At 71.2% G+C, this 21,987-nt stretch carries 20 protein-coding genes; 14 read left to right on the top strand and 6 right to left on the bottom strand.

Going from position 1 to position 21,987, the window contains the following annotated elements; all coding sequences use genetic code 11:
* Positions 1-558 precede the first annotated feature (558 nt).
* Genes KBZ12_RS05925 through KBZ12_RS18490 form a run of 4 tightly spaced genes read right to left on the bottom strand, consistent with a single transcriptional unit; the run spans position 559 to position 7,492 of the window.
* A complete protein-coding gene (locus tag KBZ12_RS05925) occupies positions 559-921 on the bottom strand; it encodes a dihydroneopterin aldolase (protein WP_254956962.1) in 363 nt (120 codons plus the stop codon).
* Positions 918-2,249, bottom strand: a complete 1,332-nt coding sequence (locus KBZ12_RS05920) for a glutamate-5-semialdehyde dehydrogenase (RefSeq protein WP_254956960.1) — start codon at positions 2,247-2,249, stop codon at positions 918-920. Before KBZ12_RS05920 ends, KBZ12_RS05925 begins: the two co-directional genes overlap by 4 nt.
* A 5-nt stretch (positions 2,250-2,254) precedes the next feature.
* On the bottom strand, positions 2,255-3,172 hold the full coding sequence (locus tag KBZ12_RS05915) for an ROK family protein (protein ID WP_254956959.1): 918 nt from the start codon (positions 3,170-3,172) through the stop codon (positions 2,255-2,257).
* Positions 3,173-3,205: 33 nt separating this feature from the next.
* Positions 3,206-7,492, bottom strand: a complete 4,287-nt coding sequence (locus KBZ12_RS18490) for a translocation/assembly module TamB domain-containing protein (protein ID WP_315859279.1) — start codon at positions 7,490-7,492, stop codon at positions 3,206-3,208.
* 112 nt (positions 7,493-7,604) lie between these two features.
* Here KBZ12_RS18490 and KBZ12_RS05905 point away from each other — a divergent pair, with 112 nt between their 5' ends.
* From KBZ12_RS05905 to KBZ12_RS05875, 7 genes are all read left to right on the top strand, one after another.
* Positions 7,605-8,084 (top strand): DUF2518 family protein, encoded by a 480-nt coding sequence (locus KBZ12_RS05905; protein WP_254956958.1) that lies wholly within the window; start codon positions 7,605-7,607, stop codon positions 8,082-8,084.
* A gap of 6 nt (positions 8,085-8,090) precedes the next feature.
* Complete coding sequence (locus KBZ12_RS05900; protein ID WP_254956956.1) at positions 8,091-8,492, top strand: DUF4332 domain-containing protein; 402 nt, start codon at positions 8,091-8,093, stop codon at positions 8,490-8,492.
* 62 nt (positions 8,493-8,554) lie between these two features.
* Positions 8,555-8,881, top strand: coding sequence for a hypothetical protein (locus tag KBZ12_RS05895; RefSeq protein WP_315859278.1), 327 nt, complete (start codon positions 8,555-8,557; stop codon positions 8,879-8,881).
* A 5-nt stretch (positions 8,882-8,886) separates the two neighbouring features.
* A complete protein-coding gene (locus KBZ12_RS05890; RefSeq protein WP_254956955.1) occupies positions 8,887-10,497 on the top strand; it encodes a CocE/NonD family hydrolase in 1,611 nt (536 codons plus the stop codon).
* Between the two features lie 22 nt (positions 10,498-10,519).
* Positions 10,520-11,290: a DUF3887 domain-containing protein gene (locus KBZ12_RS05885; protein ID WP_254956954.1), complete on the top strand. Its 771-nt coding sequence runs from the start codon at positions 10,520-10,522 to the stop codon at positions 11,288-11,290.
* A 51-nt stretch (positions 11,291-11,341) separates the two neighbouring features.
* Complete coding sequence (gene glgB, locus KBZ12_RS05880; RefSeq protein WP_254956953.1) at positions 11,342-13,636, top strand: 1,4-alpha-glucan branching protein GlgB; 2,295 nt, start codon at positions 11,342-11,344, stop codon at positions 13,634-13,636.
* 59 nt (positions 13,637-13,695) lie between these two features.
* Positions 13,696-14,367 carry an ion channel gene (locus tag KBZ12_RS05875; RefSeq protein ID WP_254956952.1) on the top strand — a complete coding sequence of 224 codons (672 nt, stop codon included), beginning with the start codon at positions 13,696-13,698 and terminating at the stop codon, positions 14,365-14,367.
* A 19-nt stretch (positions 14,368-14,386) separates the two neighbouring features.
* Here KBZ12_RS05875 and KBZ12_RS05870 read toward each other — a convergent pair whose 3' ends face one another.
* Complete coding sequence (locus KBZ12_RS05870) at positions 14,387-15,784, bottom strand: TolC family protein (protein WP_254956951.1); 1,398 nt, start codon at positions 15,782-15,784, stop codon at positions 14,387-14,389.
* Positions 15,785-15,989: 205 nt separating this feature from the next.
* Between KBZ12_RS05870 and KBZ12_RS18390 the strand changes: the two genes are divergently transcribed.
* From KBZ12_RS18390 to KBZ12_RS05840, 6 genes are all read left to right on the top strand, one after another.
* On the top strand, positions 15,990-17,237 hold the full coding sequence (locus KBZ12_RS18390) for a hypothetical protein (RefSeq protein ID WP_261359832.1): 1,248 nt from the start codon (positions 15,990-15,992) through the stop codon (positions 17,235-17,237).
* Positions 17,234-17,410 carry a hypothetical protein gene (locus KBZ12_RS05860; protein ID WP_254956950.1) on the top strand — a complete coding sequence of 59 codons (177 nt, stop codon included), beginning with the start codon at positions 17,234-17,236 and terminating at the stop codon, positions 17,408-17,410. The genes KBZ12_RS18390 and KBZ12_RS05860 overlap by 4 nt, the downstream gene beginning before the upstream one ends.
* Positions 17,407-18,591 carry an FUSC family protein gene (locus KBZ12_RS05855; RefSeq protein WP_254956949.1) on the top strand — a complete coding sequence of 395 codons (1,185 nt, stop codon included), beginning with the start codon at positions 17,407-17,409 and terminating at the stop codon, positions 18,589-18,591. The genes KBZ12_RS05860 and KBZ12_RS05855 overlap by 4 nt, the downstream gene beginning before the upstream one ends.
* Before the next feature lie 63 nt (positions 18,592-18,654).
* Positions 18,655-19,713: a uroporphyrinogen decarboxylase gene (gene hemE, locus KBZ12_RS05850; RefSeq protein WP_254956947.1), complete on the top strand. Its 1,059-nt coding sequence runs from the start codon at positions 18,655-18,657 to the stop codon at positions 19,711-19,713.
* The gene (locus KBZ12_RS05845) at positions 19,710-20,741 is read left to right on the top strand and encodes an NAD(P)-dependent oxidoreductase (protein ID WP_254956946.1); all 1,032 of its coding nucleotides are present in this window, start codon (positions 19,710-19,712) and stop codon (positions 20,739-20,741) included. The genes hemE and KBZ12_RS05845 overlap by 4 nt, the downstream gene beginning before the upstream one ends.
* Positions 20,742-20,847: 106 nt before the next feature.
* Positions 20,848-21,189 carry a c-type cytochrome gene (locus KBZ12_RS05840; protein ID WP_015107789.1) on the top strand — a complete coding sequence of 114 codons (342 nt, stop codon included), beginning with the start codon at positions 20,848-20,850 and terminating at the stop codon, positions 21,187-21,189.
* A 96-nt stretch (positions 21,190-21,285) separates the two neighbouring features.
* On the opposite strand, the gene KBZ12_RS05835 is transcribed toward KBZ12_RS05840, so the two are convergent.
* Complete coding sequence (locus KBZ12_RS05835; protein ID WP_254956945.1) at positions 21,286-21,492, bottom strand: hypothetical protein; 207 nt, start codon at positions 21,490-21,492, stop codon at positions 21,286-21,288.
* A 52-nt stretch (positions 21,493-21,544) separates the two neighbouring features.
* Here KBZ12_RS05835 and KBZ12_RS05830 point away from each other — a divergent pair, with 52 nt between their 5' ends.
* Positions 21,545-21,883, top strand: a complete 339-nt coding sequence (locus tag KBZ12_RS05830) for a hypothetical protein (RefSeq protein WP_254956944.1) — start codon at positions 21,545-21,547, stop codon at positions 21,881-21,883.
* Positions 21,884-21,987 lie beyond the last annotated feature (104 nt).

Here is a 21,987-nt window from a genome sequence, read left to right as displayed (position 1 = left end):
CCAGCCAGATGACGCTGACAATGAGCCAATTGAGCATCCAGTAGGCGGCCTCAGAGCCCATCCAGGGGAAAGGCAGCTTTGCCGAGCTCAAAGGGTTCTCGTACCCCTGTTGCCCAGAGATTCCCTAAGAGTAAAGAACTGATTAAATCCAGCCCTTGAGATGGTGTAAAGGCATGGGGACATTGGTCGCTCTTTCAGGTTTTCCCCTGCCCTGATGGAACACAGGCTCAGACAGGAGATGATGGAGAGAAAATCCAATTGTCTGCCATTCTGAGAGACAGAAACACATTCTCTGCAGCGGCTTGCAGCCGGTTCTCTCACCCTGGTGGTTTCGAGCCTGGTGAGGGCGGCCCGATGCTGCCGGAGCCCCCAGGGCTGCCAGCCGGTCCTGGGGCTGTTGGGATCACAGACCAGGCGGAGCTACCCGGGGGGGCCTTCAGGCGGATCCTGGCGAACCTTGCCAACGCCGGCAATGGCGGGTAGGTGGTGACCCCGAGTGCGAAGGCTCCACTTTGTTTCTCACCGCGGCAGGCCTCGACGCGCCAGATCCGGTGCTGTTCACCCCCAGCGCCGCCTCCGGCTCACCGCCACGCTGCCGTCGAAGCCGGGAACCGGCACCTGGCACTTGCTGAGCTCCACCGCCAGGGGGATCGGCCCGTAGCAGTCCTCCAGCGCATCGAGGATCCGCTCGCTGTAGTGCTCCAGGGTCTGGCAGCGGAGGGTGCGGGCCTGCTGCTGCAGCGCCGCGATGCCGCGGCCGTAGTCGAAGCCCTGGCTGAGGTCGTCGCTGCGGGCCACGGCGGAAAGATCCACCCCCAGGGAGAAGGCCAGCTCAAACCACTGGCCGTGCAGCCGTTCCTGCTCGTACACGCCCACGTGGGCCCAGAGCCGCAGGCCGCGCACGTGGATCGCCTCGGTCACAGGGGCAGGGGGCGGTGGCTGAACTGCCGGCGCCCTTCGGCGTAGTCGGCGGCGATGTGGCCCTCGCCCCGCAGCCGGTAGCGGTAGGTGACCAGCCCCTCGAGACCCACCGGCCCCCGCGGCGGCAGGGTCTGGGTGCTGATGCCCACCTCGGCGCCGAAGCCGTAGCGGTTGCCGTCGGCGAAGCGGGTGGAGCAGTTGAGGAACACCCCGGCGCTGTCCACCGCCCGCAGGAAGCGATCGGCCGCCGCCGGATCGGTGGTGGCGATCGCGTCGGTGTGGCGGGAGCCGTGGCGGCGCACATGCTCCAGGGCCGCCTCCAGGTCCTCCACCACCTTCACATTCAGGATCAGATCCGAATACTCCGTGTCCCAGGCACCGGGCCCGGCCGGCTGCTCCACCCCCAGGGCGCAGGCGCCGGCATCGCCCCGCAGCTCCACCCCCGCCGCCGCAAAGGCCGGCAGGGCCGCCGCCAGGAAGGCCGGAGCGATGGCCTGGTGCACCAGCAGGGTCTCGATGGCGTTGCAGGCCGCCGGGTACTGGGTCTTGCTGTCGAGGGCAATGCGCAGGGCCAGGGCCGGGTCGGCGGCCCGATCCACGTACAGGTGGCAGATGCCGTCGGCGTGGCCCAGCACGGGAATGCGGGTGTTGTCCTGGATGAAGCGCACCAGGGCATTGGAGCCCCGGGGAATGATCAGGTCCACCAGGCCATCGAGCCGCAGCAGGCCCAGGCTCTCCTCGCGGCTGGTGAGCAGCTCCAGGGCGCCCGGGGCCACGGCGCTGCCGCCCAGTCCCCGCTGCAGGGCCGCCACGATCGCCTGGCAGCTGCGGCTGGCCTCCCGTCCCCCCTTGAGCAGGGCGCCGTTGCCGGAGCGGATCGCCAGCGAGGCGATCTGCATCACCGCATCGGGCCGGGCCTCGAAGATCACCCCCAGCACCCCCAGCGGCACGCTCAGCCGCTCCAGCACCAGCCCGTCATCGAGTTCGGTGTGCAGCTGGCGCCGGCCCACCGGATCGGCCAGGGCGGCCACCTGGCGCACGCCGGCGATGGCCCCCGCCAGCTTGGGGCCATCCAGCTTGAGGCGGGCCACCAGGGCCGGTGCCAGCCCCTCGGCGTCCGCGGCAGCCAGGTCGGCCCTGTTGGCCTCCAGGATCTCGGCGCTGGCGGCATCCAGGGCCTTGGCCATCGCCTCCACCGCACGACGGCGTTCGGCATCAGTGCACTGGCCCAGGGCCATGGCGGCCCGGCGCACCGCCGCGGCCCGCTGCAGCAGCTGGGGGTCGGGCTCCGGCACGACGCTGGTGGGTGGGGTGATGGTCTGGCTCATGGCCCCTATTCTCCCAAGCGATCCAGCGCCAGCCGCACCGCCCCCAGCCGGCCGGCGCCGTTGCCCAGCGCGCAGCGGCGGATCACCAGTCCCTCCCGGCTCACCGCCAGCACCCGCTCCTCCACCTCCCGCCAGACCGCCGGCAGGAAGTGGTGGCTGGCGGCGCTGAGGCCGCCGCCGATCAGCACCAGCTCCGGGGTGAGCACGTACAGCAGCGAGCTCAGCCCCACGCCGAGCAGCCGCCCGTAGGCCTGCCACACCGCCAGGGCCTCCGTGTCGCCGGCATCGGCGCGGCGGCAGAGCTCGTGCGGATCGAGCGGGCTGAGGCGAGCCAGGCCGCCGATGCTGCAGAACTGTTCCAGGGAGCCGCGGTTGCCGCTGCGGCAGGGGGGGCCCTCAGGATCCACGCCGATCAGGCCAGGCTCAGCAGCCGCGCCGCCGTGGCCGGTGAACAGCTGGCCGCCGAGCAGCACCGCCCCGCCCACGCCGGTGCCCAGGGTGAGCAGCAGCACGTTGTCCACGCCCCGGGCCGCCCCCCGCCAGGCCTCACCGAGCAGGGCGCCGTTGGCGTCGTTGCCCAGGACCACCCGCCGCCCCAGTTCGGCTTCAAGCCAGGCCGCCAGGGGCACGTCCCGCCACCCCGGCAGGTTGATGGAAATCCGCGCCACCCGACCCGCCGCGTCGCAGGGCCCCGGCAGGCCGATGCCCACCCGGCCGGCGAGGTGGTCGGGGTCGATGGCCGCGACCGCCTCGGCCAGGGCCACACACACCGCCCCCGGCATCGCCGGCTGGGGGGTGGCCACCTCAGCCTCGGCGAGCACGGTGCCCTGCTCATCGCAACGGGCCAGCTTGATGGCCGTGCCCCCCAGATCGATGCCGATCAGCTGGTCCTCACCGGGAGATCGTTCGGGGGACGACGCCATGGACGCACCTTAAGCAGCGGGGGGGCGCCGACTTCAGAAGCGCAGGAACACCTGCAGCAGCGACTGCCAGGCCCCCTCGGTGTCAACGGAGGTCTGCAGGTTGAAGGTGTCGGAGGCCTTGTAGGTGAGCGTCACCTGGGGGGCCACGTCGGAGCGGTTCGGGGCCGCCAGCACCGACATGCTGAAGCGGTTGGAGATGTCCACGCCGATCTCCGCCCCCAGCACCAGCTTGGGCGGCACCCGCCGGGTGGTGCGTTCCTTCTCGGCGTCGATCACCTGGTTCACGTAGGTGGGATAAAGGGCCAGGCTGACCCGCTGGCCGAGGGCGTCGCTGAGCGACGACAGCAGCGGCGACAGCAGGGTCTGGCCCACCACCGTGGCCAGGGCCGCTCCGGCCCCGCCGCCGCTCAGTCCCGCCAGGGTGTTGCCGCCGATCAGCGCCACCAGCCGCTCCTGCGGCAGGGGCGGACTGCTGCGCAGTTTGAGGTTCTCGGCGATGCGGTCGGCCGGCCCGCTCACCGACACGACAACCAGGATCAGGTTCAGCTGGTTGAGGGCCGACAGGCCGGACTGGTTGGGGGCGTTCTGCACCGAGGGGGCCACCTCTCCCACCCCGGCCGGAGACAGCACGCTGAGGCTGTCGGAGATGCGGGTGCGCAGGGCGATGTCGAGGTAGGGCACCAGCCCCAGGGAGGGGGTGAAGATCGCCACGTTGGGGGCATCGGGATCGAGGCTGAAGCTGGTGGTGAACAGGTTCAGCCGTCCCCCCAGCAGGCGCACCACCCCGGAGGCCCGCAGGGAGGGGTCGAGGCGGCCATTGATGCGCAGGCGGCCGGCCGTGGTGAAGTTGGCGATGTTGGGGATCACCACCCGCAGATCCGGGCCCAGTCGCAGGGTCAGGTCCTCGAAGGCCAGGTAAGGGAAGCGCGGCACCGAGGAGCGCAGGGCTTCTGCGGAGGTGGACTCCACATCGGGTCCCAGCAACACCAGGGGCTGCTGGAAGTTCCACTTCGCCTCGAGCAGCTCGGGCATGGTGCGCGGCTGCACCGGTTGGTCGGACACCGGTGCACTGGCCGCCAGCTGGCCCGGCTGGACGTTGATCGTGCCGCGGCTGATCGCCACGTCGCCGCCCAGCACCGGGGACACCAGGCTGCCGCTCAGGTTCAGCTGCCCATCCCCCACCGCCGCCAGCCTCGGCACCTTGAAGGGCACCTGTTCCAGCTTCACCTGCAGGGTTCGCTCCTGGGCCAGGGGTCGGAACAGCCCGAGTCGGCCCTCGCCGCCGACCACCCCCTTCGGCCCCACCCGGGCGCGGAACTCCTGCACCACGAGCTGCTCAAAGTCGAACAGGATCGTGGCCTCCACCTCCCGCACCTCCTGGCCGATGAAGCGGCAGCGGAGCTCCCGCAGGCGCAGGAAGCCGTTGGCGATCGGATCGTCGAGACTGCCGCGCACCAGCAGCTGCAGGTCAGCGCCGCCCTCCTGCCACTCGAAGGCCTGACCCCCCAGCCGCGTGAGGAAGCGCAGGCCATCGCCCCGGGTGGCGAGGCGCAGTTCCAGTCCCTGCTGGGACGCCACCAGCGGGACCGTGCCCGCCAGGTCGACGCTGCGGGACGCCCCCTCGGCCCGCAGGGCCAGATCCAGCCCGATCCCTTCGGCCTTCAGTTCCACCCGTCCCCGCTCCAGCGCCAGGGCCTGCTCGCCGAGGCGGCCATCCACCAGTGCCAGGTCGACGCTGAGCTCGGGGCGGGCGCCGCCCAGCCGGTACCGGCCCTGGGCGGCCAGGCTGCCGCGCAGGTTCTGCGGCAGCGGCGTGAGCAGGGCCAGCAGGGAGAGGGGCAGGTCGGCGAGGCTGAAGCTGCCGCGGCCGCCGCTGAGCGGTCCCTCCAGGCGCACCTCAAAGGGTTTGCCCGCCAGGGCCTCGGCCCGGTCGCCCTGGTTGTACCAGAGGTGGCCCGTGGCCTTGAGGTCAGCCCTGGTGCGGGCGAAGTCGGGGCCACTGAGCAACAGGTCGGCATCGATCCGGGCCTGCAAGCGATCGAGCCGTTCGGCCCGGCTCGCCCGGCTGGCCGCCTGCACCCTGGCGGCCACCCGCTGCTCGGCCTGGGCCAGGGCCAGCAATTGGTCGGTGACCGTGCCGGCCATGGTGTCGATCACCAGGCTGCCCAGGTCGCTGGCCCGGCCGCGCTCCGGTGCCGGCGCCCCACGCCAGATCGGCCAGGCGTCGTTGAGCTGGCGGAACAGCAGGGTGGAAAGCTGGCGGGCCTCGAAGCGGGCCCGGAACGGACCGTTCCAGCGCCCGGAGACCGTGGCAGCGATGCTGCCCTCGCCGAGGGGCTCGATCCGCCCCTTCACCCGGTACTGGCGGTCGTTGTAGGCCACATCGGCCTGGATGCGCCGTCCCCCCACCCCCAGGAACTGGGGCGAGAGCAGCTCCACCCGGCCATCGAAGCTGAGTGGCTGCAGCCCCAGCCGGCCACGGCCGCTGAGGTCCCCCTCCAGGGGGCGCAGGCGGCGGTTGGGCCCCGTGGCCACCGACAGGCCCCGCAGCGGGAAGGCGCGCGCCACCCAGCGGTAGCTCGCCGGCCGGCCGTCGAGGGTCAGCAGGCCGCCGTCCCGTTCGATGGCGGCCTGCACCGGCTGCCAGCGCCGGTCGAGCAGGGCCGTGATGCGGCCGTTCGGCGTCGGCGCCACCGCCGTCAGATCGACGGAACGGTCCTTGAGGCGGCCGCGCCAGGTTTCCCGCAACAGCAGGGGACCGGCCCCGGGCTGCTGCAGGCGCAGCTGCAGGTCGGGACGCAGTTCCGCCAGGGGCCCGGAGATGCTGCCCGCCCCATCCAGCTGGCCCTGGAGGGTGGTGCCCAGCAACGGATTGAGGCGCGCCAGGGGGTAGTCCTGGACATCGACGCGGGCCAGCAGCGGACCGACCACCAGACCCTTGCCCGCCTGGAAGGACAGGGGCAGCTGGGCGGTGGCCTGGAGGTGGTCGGCCTCGAAGCGCTCCAGCCGCAGCCAGCGGTCGCGCCACACCAGGGCCGCCTGCCAGGGACCGAGGAGCCGCTGGGACGCCTGGCCCGTCTCCACGCGCAGGCGCGGCGCCACCAGACGGCCATCCGCCCGCAGGCGGCCGGCAAGGGGCTGCCGCAACCACTCCGGCAGGCGGTAGGCGGCGGGGAAATCATCGGGGTTCAGGCGCCAGCGGGCATCCAGGGCCAGCGACCGGCCGACGCTGCCGCTGGCCCTGAGCGTGGAGGCACCCAGCCGGCCATCCAGCCGGGCGATGCGCAGCAGTCCGGCCTCCCAGCGTCCCTTGAGGTCGGCCTGCAGGGGTTTCCGCCCCAACGGGTGGCGCGGTGGCGGCTGGACGACAAGCTGGAGATCCAGGCGGCGATCCGCTTCGGCCCTGGCCGTCAGGCGGCCGCCCCAGGTGCCATAGCGCCAGGGGCTGGCGGGCAGAATCAGGGCCCGCTCCCGGCAGCTCAGGGGCAGCCGTTCCGCCGTCAGAGGCACCGAACCGGCCTGCAGCTGCCAGCGCAGGCCCCGCAGTTCCAGACCGCCATCGCAGCGGGCCAGGCCATCGCTGATCCTCAGCCCCAGGCGGCCATCGGCCGCGCCGGTCAGGATCCCCCCGGCCCGGTCGCCGGAGGGGAACAACGACCGCAGCGGGGCCAGGGGAAAGCGGCGGGCCGTCAGCCGGCCCTGCCACTGCTGCTTCTGCCACTGGCCTTCGCCATCCACCAGCAGCGAGCCGCCACCGTTGCCGGCTGATGGCGCCAACCGCAGGCCCAGGTCGATCTCGCGGTGGTGCAGCCGTATCCCTACCTGGCCCGCGACGGCCAGGTCGAGGGGCCGGGCCGTGGCACCAGCACCCCAGATGCGCAGCGCGCCGGGCTGGAGCAGGCCCAGGCGCAGGTCGATGCGGGGCGGCTCGCGCCCGGGGGGAGCCGATCCCAGCACCCAGAACTGGCCCCTGGCATTGCGGCGCAGGTCGGCCCGGGCCCCCTGGAGACCCAGATCCAGCACAGGGCCGCGCAACCACAGGCTGGCCAACGGGTCGAGTCGCACCCGCACCCCCTCCACCGTCACGGTGGAGCCGTCCTCCCTGCCGGCCAGAAAACGGCTGGGACCGATCCAGAAGCCATCGGCACTGAGCCCCCGGTAGGGACCCAAGACGAGCGGACGGCCCATGGCCGTGCCGATCTGGCGCTCCAGGGTGGGCCGGAAACGGGTGTAGATCCCGGCGACGATCCGGTCGAACCAAAAAGCCCCGAGACCCAGACCCGCCCCGACCAGACCAACGGCAAGCAGCCCCTTCCCCACGCGCCGGGGGGCTGGTAACGACTGTCTGTCAGGCTTCCAACGCATCCACCGGGGTCGGTCGCCGTCCATGGCGGCCGCAATATAGGGGTCCTGTCACGCCTTCCCCAGCCCCATGGCCGCTGATCCGATCCTGCTCGTGGCGGGCACCTGGCTGGGTGCCGCCAGCGGCGTCCTGGCGGTGCTCACCATCGCCGGGTTCCTCTCCCGCTGGGGCATCCGCTTCCGTCTGGTGGGGATCACCAGCTTCACGGCCCTGCTCTCGCTCTCCTGCCTCGCCTTCTCGATCAGCTACAACCCGCGGGTGAGCGTGCCGGGGGCGGTCCAGGTGCCCGTGGTGTTCGACAACGGCACCGATCTGGTGATTGCCGCCGCACCGGCCGATCTGCCCAGCGAGGCGGCGGCCCCCACCGTGGAGCAGGTGGCCCGCAACCTGCGCGGCGGCGGGCGCGGCGGCAGTGGCGGTGGTGGTGGTAGCCAGGTCCGGGTGCGGCTGCGGCGGGTCGAGGCCGTGGAGCCCGGGCTGGCGCGGCCGGTGGTGCTGGCGGAAACCACCCGCCAGGAGGCGTCCAGCAGCCTCGACGACGCGGTCTGAACCTTGGTGGCCCACCCTTTCCAGCCAGCGGCCCACATGCGGCGGGAGCAACAGCGCCTGCGCCGGGATGGAATTGAGAGCTGGGACGCCCTGGCGGGGCTTGATGACAGACAGCTCCGCCAGCTGGCGGCCTCCGGGGAAGCCAGCGAAGCCAAGCTGATTCGCCTGCGGGGTCAGGCCCGACTGGTGAGCGCGGTGGGGCTGGCCCCGGAGGAAGCGGCCCTGTTGCTGCATGGGGGCATCGCCAGTCCCGCCGGCCTGGCCGATGCCGATCCCCAGCAGTTGCTGCTGCAGCTGGGCCGGCTGCAGCGCCGGCTCACCGGGGCCGCCGTGCCGCCGGTGGATCTACCCCTGGTGCTGCGCTGGATCCGCCGGGCCAGGCAGGCCTCCAGTCGCTCCCCGAACTGACCCCTGGGCCCGCGCCACCCCGGCGGGGGTGACTGGAATGGAGAAAACGGACGGAGGCAGTGATGCCCCCAGCAACCCGCCTTTCTCCCCCTAGAGCCACGAACCACCCCCTTCGCCGGCGCCTCACGGCCCTGCTCTGCGCCACCTGCCTCACCGCCGTGACGGCGCCCGTGGTGCGCGCCCAGTCCGCCCTGCTGGAGTCGGTGAAGCAGAACCCGGCCCTGGCCCAGAGCCTCTGCCAGCAGTTCCGCCAGCTGAACGCCCAGGGCGTCTCGGCCACCTCCAAGGCCTCGATCGCCGGGCTGGCCAGCAGCCGGGGCCTGAGCCCCATGGATGCGGAAGTGCTGGCCACGTACGTGATCGGTCTGCACTGCTCCACCGTGTTCTGATCCCGGTGGTCCGGTCCCGGGATTCCACCCTGCTGTTGGCGGATGGGGCACGGCTGGTGAGCCGTGTATGGCACCCCGACGGGGACGGTCCCTGGCCCGTGCTGGTGATGCGCCAGCCCTACGGCCGGGCGATCGCCTCCACCGTGACCTACGCCCATCCCAGCTGGTATGCCGGCCACGGGTTCCTGGTGGTGGTCCAGGACGTGCGCGGCCGTGGGGCGTCCGATGGCTGCTTCGCTGGCTTCGCCCAGGAAGCGGCCGATGGGGCCGCCACGGTCCGCTGGGCCCGGACGCTGGCGGGCAGCAACGGCCGGGTGGGCAGCTACGGCTTCTCCTACCAGGGCCTGACCCAGCTGCTGAACAGCGGCGACGACGACGCGGCCCTGCCGGACTGCCTGAGCCCGGCCATGTGCGGCCTCGACGAGCGCCTGCACTGGGCCAGCGAGGGGGGCGCCCACTGGTGGGCCCTGGGGCTGGGCTGGGCCCTGCAACTGGCGGCCGAAGGTTGCCGGCGCCGCGGCGACGGGGCCGGCTGGGGGGAGATCCGCCGCAGCCTCCAGCAGGGCCAGTTCTGCGACGAGGGGCTGGCCCTGCTGGAGCGCCACGACCCCGCCGGCATGGGCCTGCGCTGGCTGAAGCAGGATCCCTCCATCCCAAAGGGCTGGACGGTCCACACCGCAGCGCCGGCGCTGCTGCGCCGACCGATGCTGCTGATCGGCGGCTGGCACGACCCGCACCTGACCGGCGTTCTCGATCTCTGGATCCGGGCCCGCGCCGCCGGCGGCAGCCCCGGGCTCGTGGTCGGCGCCTGGAACCACCTCGACTGGAACGGCGGCCTCGACAGCACCCTGCTGGCTTTCTTCCGGCGTCATCTGCAGGATCCGCTGACTCCTCCCGGGGCGCCGCAAGCGGAGACCGAGGCCCCGATCCGCCTGCAGTGCTGCGCCACCGGCACCTGGCACAACGCGGGCGAGCCCAGCGAGCCGCAGGGGGCGGCCATCGGCTGGTCGCTCCATTCCGAGGGCCTGGCGGCGATCCGTTGTGACGAAGGGGAACTGCGGCCGGCAGCCGCGCCTGCGGGGGGCGGCCTGGTGGTGCTGGTGCATGACCCCTGGCGGCCGGCGCCCGGCCGGGGCGGCCATCTCGGCCCGGCACCGGGACCGGTGGAGCGCGCCGACCTCGACCGGCGCTCCGACGTGGCCTGCTTCAGCACCGCCCCCCTGGCGCACGACCTCTGGCTGCTCGGGACCTTCCACCTGCAGCTGCGGGTGAGCGCCGACCAGTCCAGCTTCGATCTCTGCGCCGCCCTCTCGGAGGTGAGCCCCGACGGCCGATCCGTGCGCCAGCTGACCACCGGCGTGGCCCGCTTCGGCCCCGGGGAGGCGGCCGCCACCGCCGGCCGCTCCCTGGCCCTGCAGCCCCTGGCGACCCTGGTGGCGGCCGGGCAACGGTTGCGGCTGTCGGTGGCGGCGGCGGCCTGGCCGCTGATCGCCGTCAATCCCGGCGACGGCAGCCTGCCGGCGGGGGGTAGTGGCCCCGGGCACCGGGTGATCAGCCTGACGTTGGACCTGGCCGACAGTCGGCTGGGCCTGGAGCCCCTGATTCGGGCAAACTGAGCCGACCCGAACCCCGTCGCCCATGCCGCGCCCCCAACCGCGCCGAGCCCTGATCGGCCTGACGCTGCTCCTCAGCAGCCTGGCGGTGCTGGCGCCGCGGGGGGCCTGGGCCCAGGCCGTGCCGATCCCGGTCACCACCGGCCAGCCCAGCGCCGCCCTGAGCGAAGCCCAGGCCCGCACGGCCGCCGAGGGGATCCTGACCACGATCCGCAACGGTGATGCCACGGCGCGCTTCAACCAGTTCTCGCCGGCCCTGCAGCGCGTCAGCAGCCCCCGCATGGTGGCCGACACCATGAAGACCCAGCCGCGGCTGCTGCGCTGGACCATCCGCAGCATCCAGCCTGGCTACGACTCGAGCTCGGTGGAGGCCACCCTGTACACCAGCGCCGGCGAGCGCGACCTGCTGATGGTGATCGATGCCAAGGGCCGGATCGACGGCTACCACTTCGACGTGACCGACCAACCCGCCGAGAAGGTGGTGCGGGACTTCATCGGCGCCCTCTCGAGCGGCCACTTCATCTCCGCCAGCAGCTTCCTGTCCCCCGTGATGCAGGAGCAGATTTCCCAGTCCCAGTTGCAGCAGAAATGGTTCAACCTGCAGCGCATCACCGGTAACTTCGTGCGGGTGAAGCGCATCAACCGTGCCGAAAGCACCCCGGACATGCGGCTGGTGATCGTCAACACCGAATTCAACCGCCTCACCGACAACCTGTTCGTCACGCTGGATTCCGAGAACCGGATCATCGGCGTGGATTTCCCCACGGATCCGGCCCCTCCCTCGCCGCCGCGCTGAGCCGGCGCGTCCACCGACGTAAGCTCCCGGCGCATGCCCGCCCCCTCTTCCATGGCCCTGTCCAGCCTCGAATGGATGGTCGATGATGCCCATCGGCTGGCGGAATGTCGCCACGACCATCCCTTCTCCGTGCTCGGACCCCAGCCCCTGGAAGGCGGTGGCTGGGTGGTGCGGGCCTGGATGCCGGACGCCCATGTGGTGGAGCTGCTGCTCGGGGGCGAGCGGCTGGCCATGGCCAACCCCCACCATCCCTGGATCTTCGAAACCCGCCTCGAGGCCGACCCCGGCTGTGGCTATCGCCTGCACGTGCAACGGGGCGGCATCGAGCACGAGCAGCACGACCCCTGGGCCTTCCGCCAGGAGTGGATGGGGGACCTGGACCGCCACCTGTTCGCCGAGGGCAACCACCACCACGTCTGGCGGCGCATGGGGGCCCATGTCGTCGAACGGGACGGCATCGCCGGAGTGCAGTTCTGCCTGTGGGCGCCCAATGCCCGCAGCGTGGCCCTGCTGGGCCATTTCAACGGCTGGGATGGCCGCCATCACCCCATGCAGCAGCGAGTCGGGGGCGCCTGGGAACTGTTCATCCCCGGGCTCGGCGTCGGCGAAACCTACAAATACGAAGTCCGGGCCCAGAACGGCCACTGCTACCAGAAGGCCGACCCCTACGGCTTCCGCCACGAGATCCGGCCGAACACCGGCTCGATCGTTGCCCAGCTGGGCACCTACCACTGGAACGACAGCGCCTGGATCCAGGAGCGGGATGGCCGCGATCCCCTGCCCCAGCCGATCGCGGTGTATGAGATGCACCTGGGCAGCTGGATGCATGCCGCCGCCGACCAGCCCTTCCTCGAAGCCGACGGCAGTGCCCGCCCCCCTGTGCCCGCCGCCGATCTGAAGCCGGGGGCCCGGCTGATGACCTACCCGGAACTGGCCGACAGGGTGATCCCCTACGTGAAGGAGCGCGGCTTCACCCACATCGAGCTGATGCCGATCTCCGAGCATCCCTTCGATGGCTCCTGGGGGTATCAGGTGACGGGCTGGTACGCCCCCACCAGCCGCTTCGGCAGCCCGGACGAATTCCGTGCCTTCGTCGACCGCTGCCACGCCGAGGGCATCGGCGTGATCCTCGACTGGGTGCCCGGCCACTTCCCCAAGGACAGCCACGGCCTGGCCTTCTTCGATGGGGCCCACCTCTACGAGCATGCCGACCCCCGCATCGGCGAGCACAAGGAGTGGGGCACGCTGATCTTCAATTACAGCCGCAATGAGGTGCGCAACTTCCTCGTCGCCAACCTCATCTACTGGTTCGAGGAGTTCCACATCGATGGCATCCGGGTGGATGCGGTGGCCTCGATGCTCTACCGCGACTACCTGCGTCCCGATGGGGAATGGCTGCCCAACAACCAGGGCGGTCGCGAAAATCTTGAAGCGGTGCGCTTCCTGCAGCAGGCCAACCACGTGCTGTTCCAGCACTTCCCCGGTGCCCTTTCGATCGCCGAGGAATCCACCACCTGGCCGATGGTGACCCAGCCCACCGACATGGGCGGCCTGGGGTTCAACCTCAAGTGGAACATGGGCTGGATGCACGACATGCTCGATTACTTCGAGCTGGATCCCTGGTTCCGCCAGTTCCACCAGAACCACGTCACCTTCTCGATCTGGTACGCCTTCACCGAGAACTTCATGCTGGCCCTGAGCCACGATGAAGTGGTGCACGGCAAGAGCAACCTGCTCCACAAGATGCCCGGCGACGACTGGCAGAAGTTCGCCAATGTGCGCGCCCTGCTGGCCTACATGTGGACCCACCCCGGTAAGAAGACGATCTTCATGGGGATGGAGTTCGGCCAGCGGGCCGAATGGAACGTCTGGGGCGATCTGCAGTGGGAGCTGCTGCAGTACGAAGCCCACAAGGGCCTGCTCAACCTGGTGGACGACCTCAACGTCTTCTACAAATCGGAGCCGGCGCTGTGGGGCGATGACTTCGATCAGTACGGCTTCCAGTGGATCGACTGCAACGACAACCGCCACTCGGTGATCAGCTTCATGCGCCGCGACAGCGGCAGCGGGCGCTGGTTGGTGGTGGTGGCCAACTTCACCCCCCAGAGCCATTCCCACTACCGGGTGGGTGTGCCCCTGGAGGGCTTCTACGCCGAGGTGTTCAACACCGACAGCAGCCGCTACGGCGGCAGCAACCTCGGCAACCTGGGCGGCCGCTTCACCGATGCCTGGGCCATCCACGACTACCAGAACTCGCTCGAGCTCTGCCTGCCCCCCCTGAGCGTGGTGGTGTTGCGTCTGGACGAGACCCGCAGCCTTGCCAGGCCCCAGCCCGGCGAGTCCTGAGACCCGGATCCCGCCACCGCCGAGGCTTCTACGGCCACCTGCTGATCACCACCTTGCTGGTGATCGCAGCTTTTCTGTTCACCGGCCCCGAGGCGAAGCTGCCCTGGCTGGGGTACCTGTATCTCACCGCCGTACTGACCTTCCGCCAGCCACCGATCGAGAGCCTGGGCGCTTCCCAGAGTCTTGGGCGGCTACATCGCCCTGTGGGTCTGACCTGTATGGCGGCGGAGGCCCTCTGGCTGCTGCGTCCTGATCTGCTGCGCTTGGTCGGTCCCGCCCTGCTGGTGCTCTACACCCTGTTCCTCGGCCTCTGCCTGCGGCGGCTGATCCACTGCCTTGCCGCCGAGGAGCGGGTGGACGGCGCCGTACTGGCCGGGGCCACCGCCGGCTATCTGCTCCTGGGCCTGGGCGGGGGCCTGCTGCTGGTGCTGTTGGAGAGCCTGCAGCCCGGCAGCTTTCGCGACAACATCAACGGCCTGACGCTGGTGTTGCCACAGGACACCAAGGACATCGGCGGGGCCGATTGGGAGCAGACCGTTCAGCGACTCCATTACTTCTCCTTCGTCAGCCTTACCACCCTCGGGTATGGCGACCTCACACCGGTGAAACCCGCTGCCCGCCTGGCCGCCGTGGCCCTGGCGGTACTGGGCCTCCTGTACACCTCCGTGGTGCTTGGGGTCCTGATCAGCCGGTTCGGGCCCATCGACCCTCCCTCGGGGCGACAGCGGTGACACCGTCGCGCGCGGCGGTTTAGCGTCCGTCAGCCATCGATGGCACGGCGGCGTCGACCACTCCGGCCGTCGGATCGACCAGCCCGGTCTCCAGCTCCAGCACGGAGCGGTCGAGGGCCTGACGGGTGAGGCTGGTGAGCAGGGTGGCGCGGCTGGCCTGGAGGTCCCGCTGCACCAGCAGGACTTCGGTGAGCGGATCCACCAGGGCGCGGTAGCGCAGCTGGGCATCGCGCAGGGCCCGTTCGCCGGCCCGCACCGCCTCCTGGGCTGCCGCGATCGCCGCCGCGGAGCTGCGCAGGTCGCTCCAGGCACGGCTCACGTCCTGGCGGATCCGCTGGCGGGCCAGGTCCGCATCGGCGGCCAGCAGGTCGGCCTGGCGCTCGGCGAGCCTTGCCGTGGACGCCGCCCTGCCGCCATCCCAGAGCGGCTGGCGCAGCAGCAGGGCCGCGCCCCAGTTGCTGAAGCTGCCGCTGGCCGAACCGTTCTGGTTCAAGTCCGGCAGGGGCAGCTCCGCCCCCCCCCGCAGCGTTCCGCCCTGCCGCAGCACCGGTACCGCCAGGCGGTTGCCGCTATAACCGACCCCAGCGACCAGGGCAAGGGAGGGCATCAGGGTGGCCCGTGCTGCCCGGGCCTCCTGGGCCTGGGCCTGCTGCTGGCGGCGCAGGGCCTCCAGCAGCGGCCGTTGCCGCAGGGACGCCTCCACGGTGGCCGCCAGATCGAGGGGCCAGGGCGGTTGTTCGCGGATCGGATCGGCGGCGCGCAGGTCACTGCCGCTGGCCAGGCCCATCAGGGTGGCCAGACTCTCCCGATCCGTCAGCAGGCGAGCCTGGCTCTGCACCAGTCCCATCTGGTCGGAGGCGCGCAGGGCCCTGGCCCGCTCCAGATCGAGCCGGGCCGCCAGCCCCTTGCTGAGAAAACTGGCCACGGTGCGCTCCAGGGCCGTGGAACCCTCCAGGGCCTGGGCCCACACCGGCACCAGGGCCTGGCTGAGCTGCAGCTGGCGGTAGCCGTTCACCAACTCGAAGCGGGCCTGCCGCTCGCTTTCCTGCAGGGTGGCTTCGCCGCTGCGTTGCTGTTCACGGCTGGCCCGCAGCAGGGCCAGGCGGCCGAGGGGCAGCAGGTCGGCATCGACCAGCAGCCCCACGTTGGCGAAGCTGTTGCGGAGCTCGGCGTAACCGTTCGGCTGCAAGGAGAAGCTGATGTCGCCGAGGGTGGGGAGGTTGGTGAGCAGCCCCACCGAGCTGTTCACTCCGGTGTAGCTGGCGAGGCCCACCAGGCTCAGGCGCGGCAGCAGCAGGGACTGGTTCAGCTGCACCAATGCTCCGTCGCGCTGCAACTGGCGGCGGGCCCGCTGCAGCCGCAGGGAACTGGGCAGCGCCTGCTGCAGCACCTGCTCCAAGCTGAGGACCTGGGCCATCGCCGGGGAACACGGCATCGCCAGGGCCACCAGTGCAGCCAGGGCAGCCAGGGGCCTGACGCTGCCGATCGCGCCTGCACATCGGGACAGGCGGAAGGCCTTCAAAACGGGGGCGCACTGTGGCGCCAAAAGTAGCTCAATTGCGGCGCGGTCTTCCTCTACGCTCTTAGTGTCTCAGGCCCGTTGCGGCCTTCTCCGGCCCGCCATGGCCCCTGCCACGCTCGGCCGGATCTACGCCATCCTGCCCACTTTGTTGGTGGCCGCCGCCACCGGCGTGTGGGCGCTCACCCCAGCCATTCCGGTGATCGTGCGCGGCATGGGGGTGATGGCACCGCCCGATGCCCGCCGCGGCTTCTATGCCCGCGGCCCCGGCGAGGTCCAGGACCTCAAAGTGGCCGTGGGCGATCGGGTGCAGGCCGGCCAGCTCTTGTTGACCCTGAGTCAGGTGGGCCAGAGCGCACCGGGGGCGGGGGCCGGGCCGGAGGGCAGCCCCGAGGCCATCACAGCCCGGCTGGTGGCCGTGGCCCAGCGCCAGGCGGTGCTGAAGGTGCAGAGCCTCGCCCTCGACGACCACCAGCGGGCCCTGCAGACCCGGCGCGAGCAGATCGAGGCCACCAACCGTCCGGTGCGAAGCCAGCTGAGTGCCCTGGAGAGCCTGCGCCAGGACGATGTGATCGCCCGCTACAGCCCGCTGTGGGTGGGCGCCCAGGACCTGTGGCTGCGCAACCGGGCCGAGATCTCGTCGGTGGAGGCCCTGCAGGCCGATCTGCGCGTGCGTCGGGCCGCGCTGCAGGCCGAGGCCGCCCTGCTGGGGGCCGAGAGGGCCTCCCTGCTCAGCGCTGAGCTGGCCCAGGACGTGTTCAGCCCCGTGGCGGGCCAGGTGCTCGACCTGGCGGTGCTGGCCGGCCAGCCGGTGCTGCCCGGCCAGCGGCTGGGCAGCATCGCCCTGGCCAGCCTTCGCCCGGGCCGGGAGGCGGTGGTGCTGTTCACCGCCGCCGACGCCACGCGCCTGCGGGTGGGCGAGGAGGTGCAGCTCAATCCCCAGCTGCTCAGCCGTGACAGCTTCGGCAGCGCCGAGCAGCGCTACGGCCTGGTGGCCGGCCGGCTGCTGAGTCTCTCGCGCGAAAGTGTCAGCGCCGAAGAGGTGGCGGCCCGGGTCGGCAGCCGGGAGGAGGCCCTGAACCTGATGGCCAGCGCCCGGGAGCGCTCCTATGGCGACGGCGGCGACCTCACGGCCCAGCTGCCGGGGCGCACGGGTGCTCCGCTGGTGCTGGCGGTGGTGGAACTGGAGGCGGCGGCCACCCCATCAGGACTGCGCTGGAGCCGCGGCCGCGGTCCGGCCGGCCCCCTGCCCACCCGCACCCCCGCCGAGGTGGAGGCCGAGGTGGAGCGGCGCAGCCTGGTCAGCTACGTGACGCCGTTCTGGCGCTGGCTGGCGGGGCTGCGCTCATGATCGATCGCCGCGCCCTGCTGGCCCCCTGGCGCCGGCCCCTGCCGTGGCTCAGCCTGGCGCTGCTGCTGCTGTGCCTGCGCAGCGACCCGCCCCGTCTCTGGTTCTGGCTGGCGCTGCTGCTCATCAGCCTGGTGATGGGGTTGATCCAGGGCCTGGCCCGCCCCCGGCCATGACCTCTGTCGCCAAGGAGCCGGCGGCTCCATGGCACCGGTCCCTGCGGCTGGTGCTCTGCATCGCCCTGGCCTCCGGTCTCACCTGGTCGATCTGCCACAGCTTCGGCCTGGGGGGGGCGACGCCCTACGGCGTTGTGATCGCCGCCCTGATGGTGCGTCCCCGCTTCGACCACTGGCCGGCGCCGGTGTTCCTGCTGCTTCCCCTGGTGGTGGCCGTTGGCCTGGGGCTGGGCACGGGCCTGCGGCCGCTGCTGCAGGCCCCCCAGGTCTGGCAGTTCGCGGTGGTCACCGCCTGCGCGCAGGTCCTGGGTCAGGCCCTGCCCGACCGGCTGCTGATGGTGCGCAACCTGCTGGCGGTACTGGCGGTGCTGCCGCTGCTGAGTGCCGACGCCACCTGGCTGGTGGCCTGGCAGCAGCTGCTGGCGGTGACTATCGGCATGGCGGTGGCGACTGGGCTTCAGGCGGGGCTGCGGCTGCCCGGGGAGGGGGTGGACAGCGCACCGGAGCCGGAGCTGGACCTGCCCCCACGGGGGCTTGGCCAGCGCTTCGCCGATCCCTTTTTCTGGCGCAAGCTGGTGGTGTCGATGCTGGCCCTGAGCATCGGCCTCGGCGTCGGTGCCGTGACACCCAAATACCTGTATTTCGGGGTGGTGCTGCTGCTCAACGACAGCCTGGGCGCCACCCTGGGCCGGGTGCGCGACCGCATGGTGGGGGTCAGCCTCGGGGTGCTGATGCCCTGGCTGGTGTTCAACACCCTGGGGGTCGATCCGGTGACGGTGGCGATCGTGATGGGTGGCACCACGGCGCTGCTGCTATCGCTTGGCCTGCTGCCCCACCTGCGCACCGCCCTGATCTCCAGCGGGGTCACCTTCGTTGGCTACGGCGTCCTCACCGACTGGTACGTGCCAAGCCGCTGGCTCGACTACCTGATGGGCTCCGCTCTGGCCCTGCTGGTCTGTCTGCTGGTGCGGCCCGTCTCGGCCTTGCGCCGCTTCCGGGCCCTGGCCCGCAGCCAGCAGCAGACCCTGGGGCCGATAGGCCTCGGTCCTGACCTGGCGGCCCTGCTACCCAGCGCCCTCGAGGAAGCCCGGCTGCTGGGCCAGGAGCAGGACTTCCTCCGCCTGCTGCAGCAGCTCCAGCCGGAGGAGGCCCAGGCGGTGGCCCCATGCCACGACAGGTGACAGGAGCGGCCGAGGGTTGGGGGTGCTGGTTTAGGTTTCGCCGTTGACCTTCTGGCCGGCTCGATGTCTGAATCCGCCCCCCTGTTGCTGCGCGCCGCCCAAGGGGAGCAGGTGGAGCGGCCACCGGTCTGGATGATGCGCCAGGCGGGCCGCTACATGAAGGTCTACCGCGATCTGCGCGACCGCCACCCCGGCTTCCGGGAGCGTTCGGAGAACCCCGATCTCTCCTACGAGATCTCGATGCAGCCGTTCCACGCCTTCCGTCCCGACGGCGTGATCCTGTTCTCCGACATCCTCACGCCCCTGCCGGGGATGGGCATCGACTTCGACATCATCGAGAGCAAGGGCCCGATCATCGAGCCCGCCATCCACAGCCAGGCCCAGGTGGACGCCCTGCGCCCCCTGGATCCGGCCGAAGCGCTGCCCTTCGTGGGTGAGGTGCTGCAGCGGCTGCGGGCCGACGTGGGCAACCAGGCGGCCGTGCTCGGCTTCGTCGGCGCGCCCTGGACCCTGGCGGCCTACGCGGTGGAGGGCAAGAGCTCCAAGACGTACTCGGTGATCAAGGCGATGGCCTTCCAGGAGCCCGCCCTGCTGCACCAGCTGCTCGGCCACCTGGCCGATTCGATCGCCACCTACGTGCGCTACCAGATCGACAGCGGCGCCCAGGTGGTGCAGCTGTTCGATTCCTGGGCGGGCCAGCTGAGCCCGATCGACTACGACGTGTTCGCCGCCCCTTACCAGAAGCGGGTGATCGACCAGGTGAAGGCCACCCACCCCGACACCCCCCTGATCCTCTACATCTCCGGCAGCGCCGGCGTGCTGGAACGCATGGCCAGCACCGGGGTGGACTTCATCTCCCTGGACTGGACCGTGGACATGGCCGATGGCTGCGCCCGCCTGCCCCAGCACCTGGGCGTGCAGGGCAATGTGGACCCCGGCCTGCTGTTCGGCACCCCCGAGGCCATCCGCGAGCGGATCCTCGACACGGTGCGCAAGGCCCGCGGCCGCCGCCACATCCTCAACCTGGGCCACGGCATCCTGCCCGGCACCCCGGAAGACAACGCCCGCGTCTTCTTCGAGACCGGCAAGGCCGTGACGGAGCTGCTGGGGGCCGCTGTTTGAGCGCCGCCACCTCCGGGCCCCAGCGGATCCTGATCACCGGCGCCAGCGGCTGCGTCGGCCAGTACATCGCTGAAAACCTGCTCGCCAACAGCGACGCCCAGCTGCTGCTGCTGCTGCGGGATCCGTCCAAGCTCAGCGCCGTGCCCGCCGATCACCCGCGCATCACCCTGCTGGTGGGTGACCTGCGCGAGCTGGGCCCCCATGCCGAGGCGATCGCCAGCGCCGATCGGATCATCCACACGGCCACCGCCTGGGGCGACCCGGAGCGGGCCCAGGCGGTGAACGTGGTGGCCGTGAAGGAACTGCTGCGGCTCACCGATCCGGAGCGGCTGCAGCAGGTGATCTACTTCTCCACCGCCAGCATCCTCGACCGGCAGCTGCAGCTGCTGCCCGAAGCCATGGCCTACGGCACCGAGTACATCCAGACCAAGGCCACCTGCCTGCAGGACCTGGAGCGCCATCCCCTGGCGCCGAGGATCGTGGCGGTGTTCCCCACCCTGGTGTTCGGCGGCTCGGTGGGCACGGCCGATCCCCACCCCACCAGCTATCTCACGGCCGGGCTGAAGGAGGCCTTCGGCTGGCTGTGGCTGGCCCGCTGGCTGCGCACCGACGCCAGCTTCCACTTCATCCACGCCGCCGACATCGCCACGGTCTGCGCCCACCTGGCCACCACCCCCCACGGCCCCAACCCGGAGCCTGGGCAGGGGCCGGTGCGGCGGCTGGTGCTCGGCCAGGCGCCGATCACGATCAACGGCGCCGTGGCCTCCCTGTGCCGCTGGCGGCGGGTGTGGGTGCCGCCGGTGGGGGTTGATCTGCGCGGCTGGCTGATCGAGGGGCTGATCAAGCTGCTGCGCATCGAGGTGAACGCCTGGGACCGCTTCTCGATCCGCCAGCGCCACTTCGTCCACCAGCCCGTGAGTCCGCCCGAACGCTTCGGCCTGGTGAGCCTGGCCCCCACCCTCAATGCGGTGCTGGAGACGGCGGGCGTTCCCCACCGGGGCCGGCTCGGGGCGGGACGCCAGCCCTGAAACGCTGAATTGTTGCGAATGTGTCGGAGGGCCCCACCGCAAGGCGGCCGTTGCCTAATTTGGTCCGGTTGCAAGTGCTATCAGGCACCTTCTTTTGCACCCTCCCATGCGTCGTCTTCTTTCCCTGTTCGCTCTCTGCCTGGCGCTGGTGCTGGGTGCCGCCCCGAGCTTCGCCGCCGATGCAGCCCATGGCGGCCAGATCTTCTCCGCCAACTGCGCGGCCTGCCACATGGGTGGCGGCAACGTGGTGAACGCCGAGCGCACCCTCAAGGCCGATGCCCTGGCCTCCTACCTGGCCAACTACGACGCCGGCCACGAGGCCGCCATCGCCTACCAGGTCACCAACGGCAAGAACGCCATGCCCGCCTTCGGCGGCAAGCTCAGCGAGGGTGACATCGCTGATGTGGCGGCCTATGTCGAGGACATGGCCTCCAAGGGCTGGGCCTGATCCACACGCCCCCCTCAGAACCGTCTCTGACGCCCAGAAGCCCCGGCTCCGCCGGGGCTTTTTTCATGGCCACCTGAATGGGCCGGCCGCCGGAGCTCAGTGCTCGGCCCGGCAGGCGGCCAGCACCGCCAGGTAGAGCTCCTCGGGGACCTCGCGGATGTCGTACTCCGAGGGCAGCATCCCGTGGACATGGCGGTGCACGACCCGCCAGCAATCGCGCTCCGGCTCAGCGCCGCCACCAAGGGCCTGGGATTCCCTGGCCAGGGCGGCCACCAGGGCCTGGTCGTCGGCGGCAGAGGGCATGGGGAACGGACGGGCTGGAGAGGCGAGAATGGGGCCCAGCCGAAAGACCATCATGGCGATCCGCCCATCTGCCGGGCTGCTGGCGGGCCTGCTGGCCGGAGCGATTCCGCTGGCCCTGCCCCTGGCCGCAGCGCCGGCCCTGGCCCAGCGGCCGTCCCCCAACCAACCCCTGGCGATCGAGGCCAGCCCTGGATTGTCGCCGCCTGCCTGCCGGCTGGTGGTTCCCAGGAGTGATGCGCTGCTCCAGCCCCTGCGGATCAAGCCGGCCCAGGTGGCCCAGAAGAACAGCATGGGCTGCCTGTCGGCGGCGGATGCCCTCTATGGCCCCGACGGTTGCCCCAGCCGACTCTGCGGCCAGCAGAATGGCTACCAGGTGCCCCTGAGCCCCTGATCGCACCCGGCTGGGCGGTTGGCCACCCCCGCCGGTACGGCCTGCACGCCTCTGGGGAGGAGGGCCGAACGCACTGGTTCGGTCCTCCCACTCGGCCGATCCCG

It is taken from the genome of Cyanobium sp. Cruz CV13-4-11, from assembly GCF_024346055.1.
In the GTDB taxonomy this organism is placed as follows: Bacteria; Cyanobacteriota; Cyanobacteriia; order PCC-6307; family Cyanobiaceae; genus Cyanobium.
This window is presented reverse-complemented; position numbering and strand designations above follow the sequence as displayed.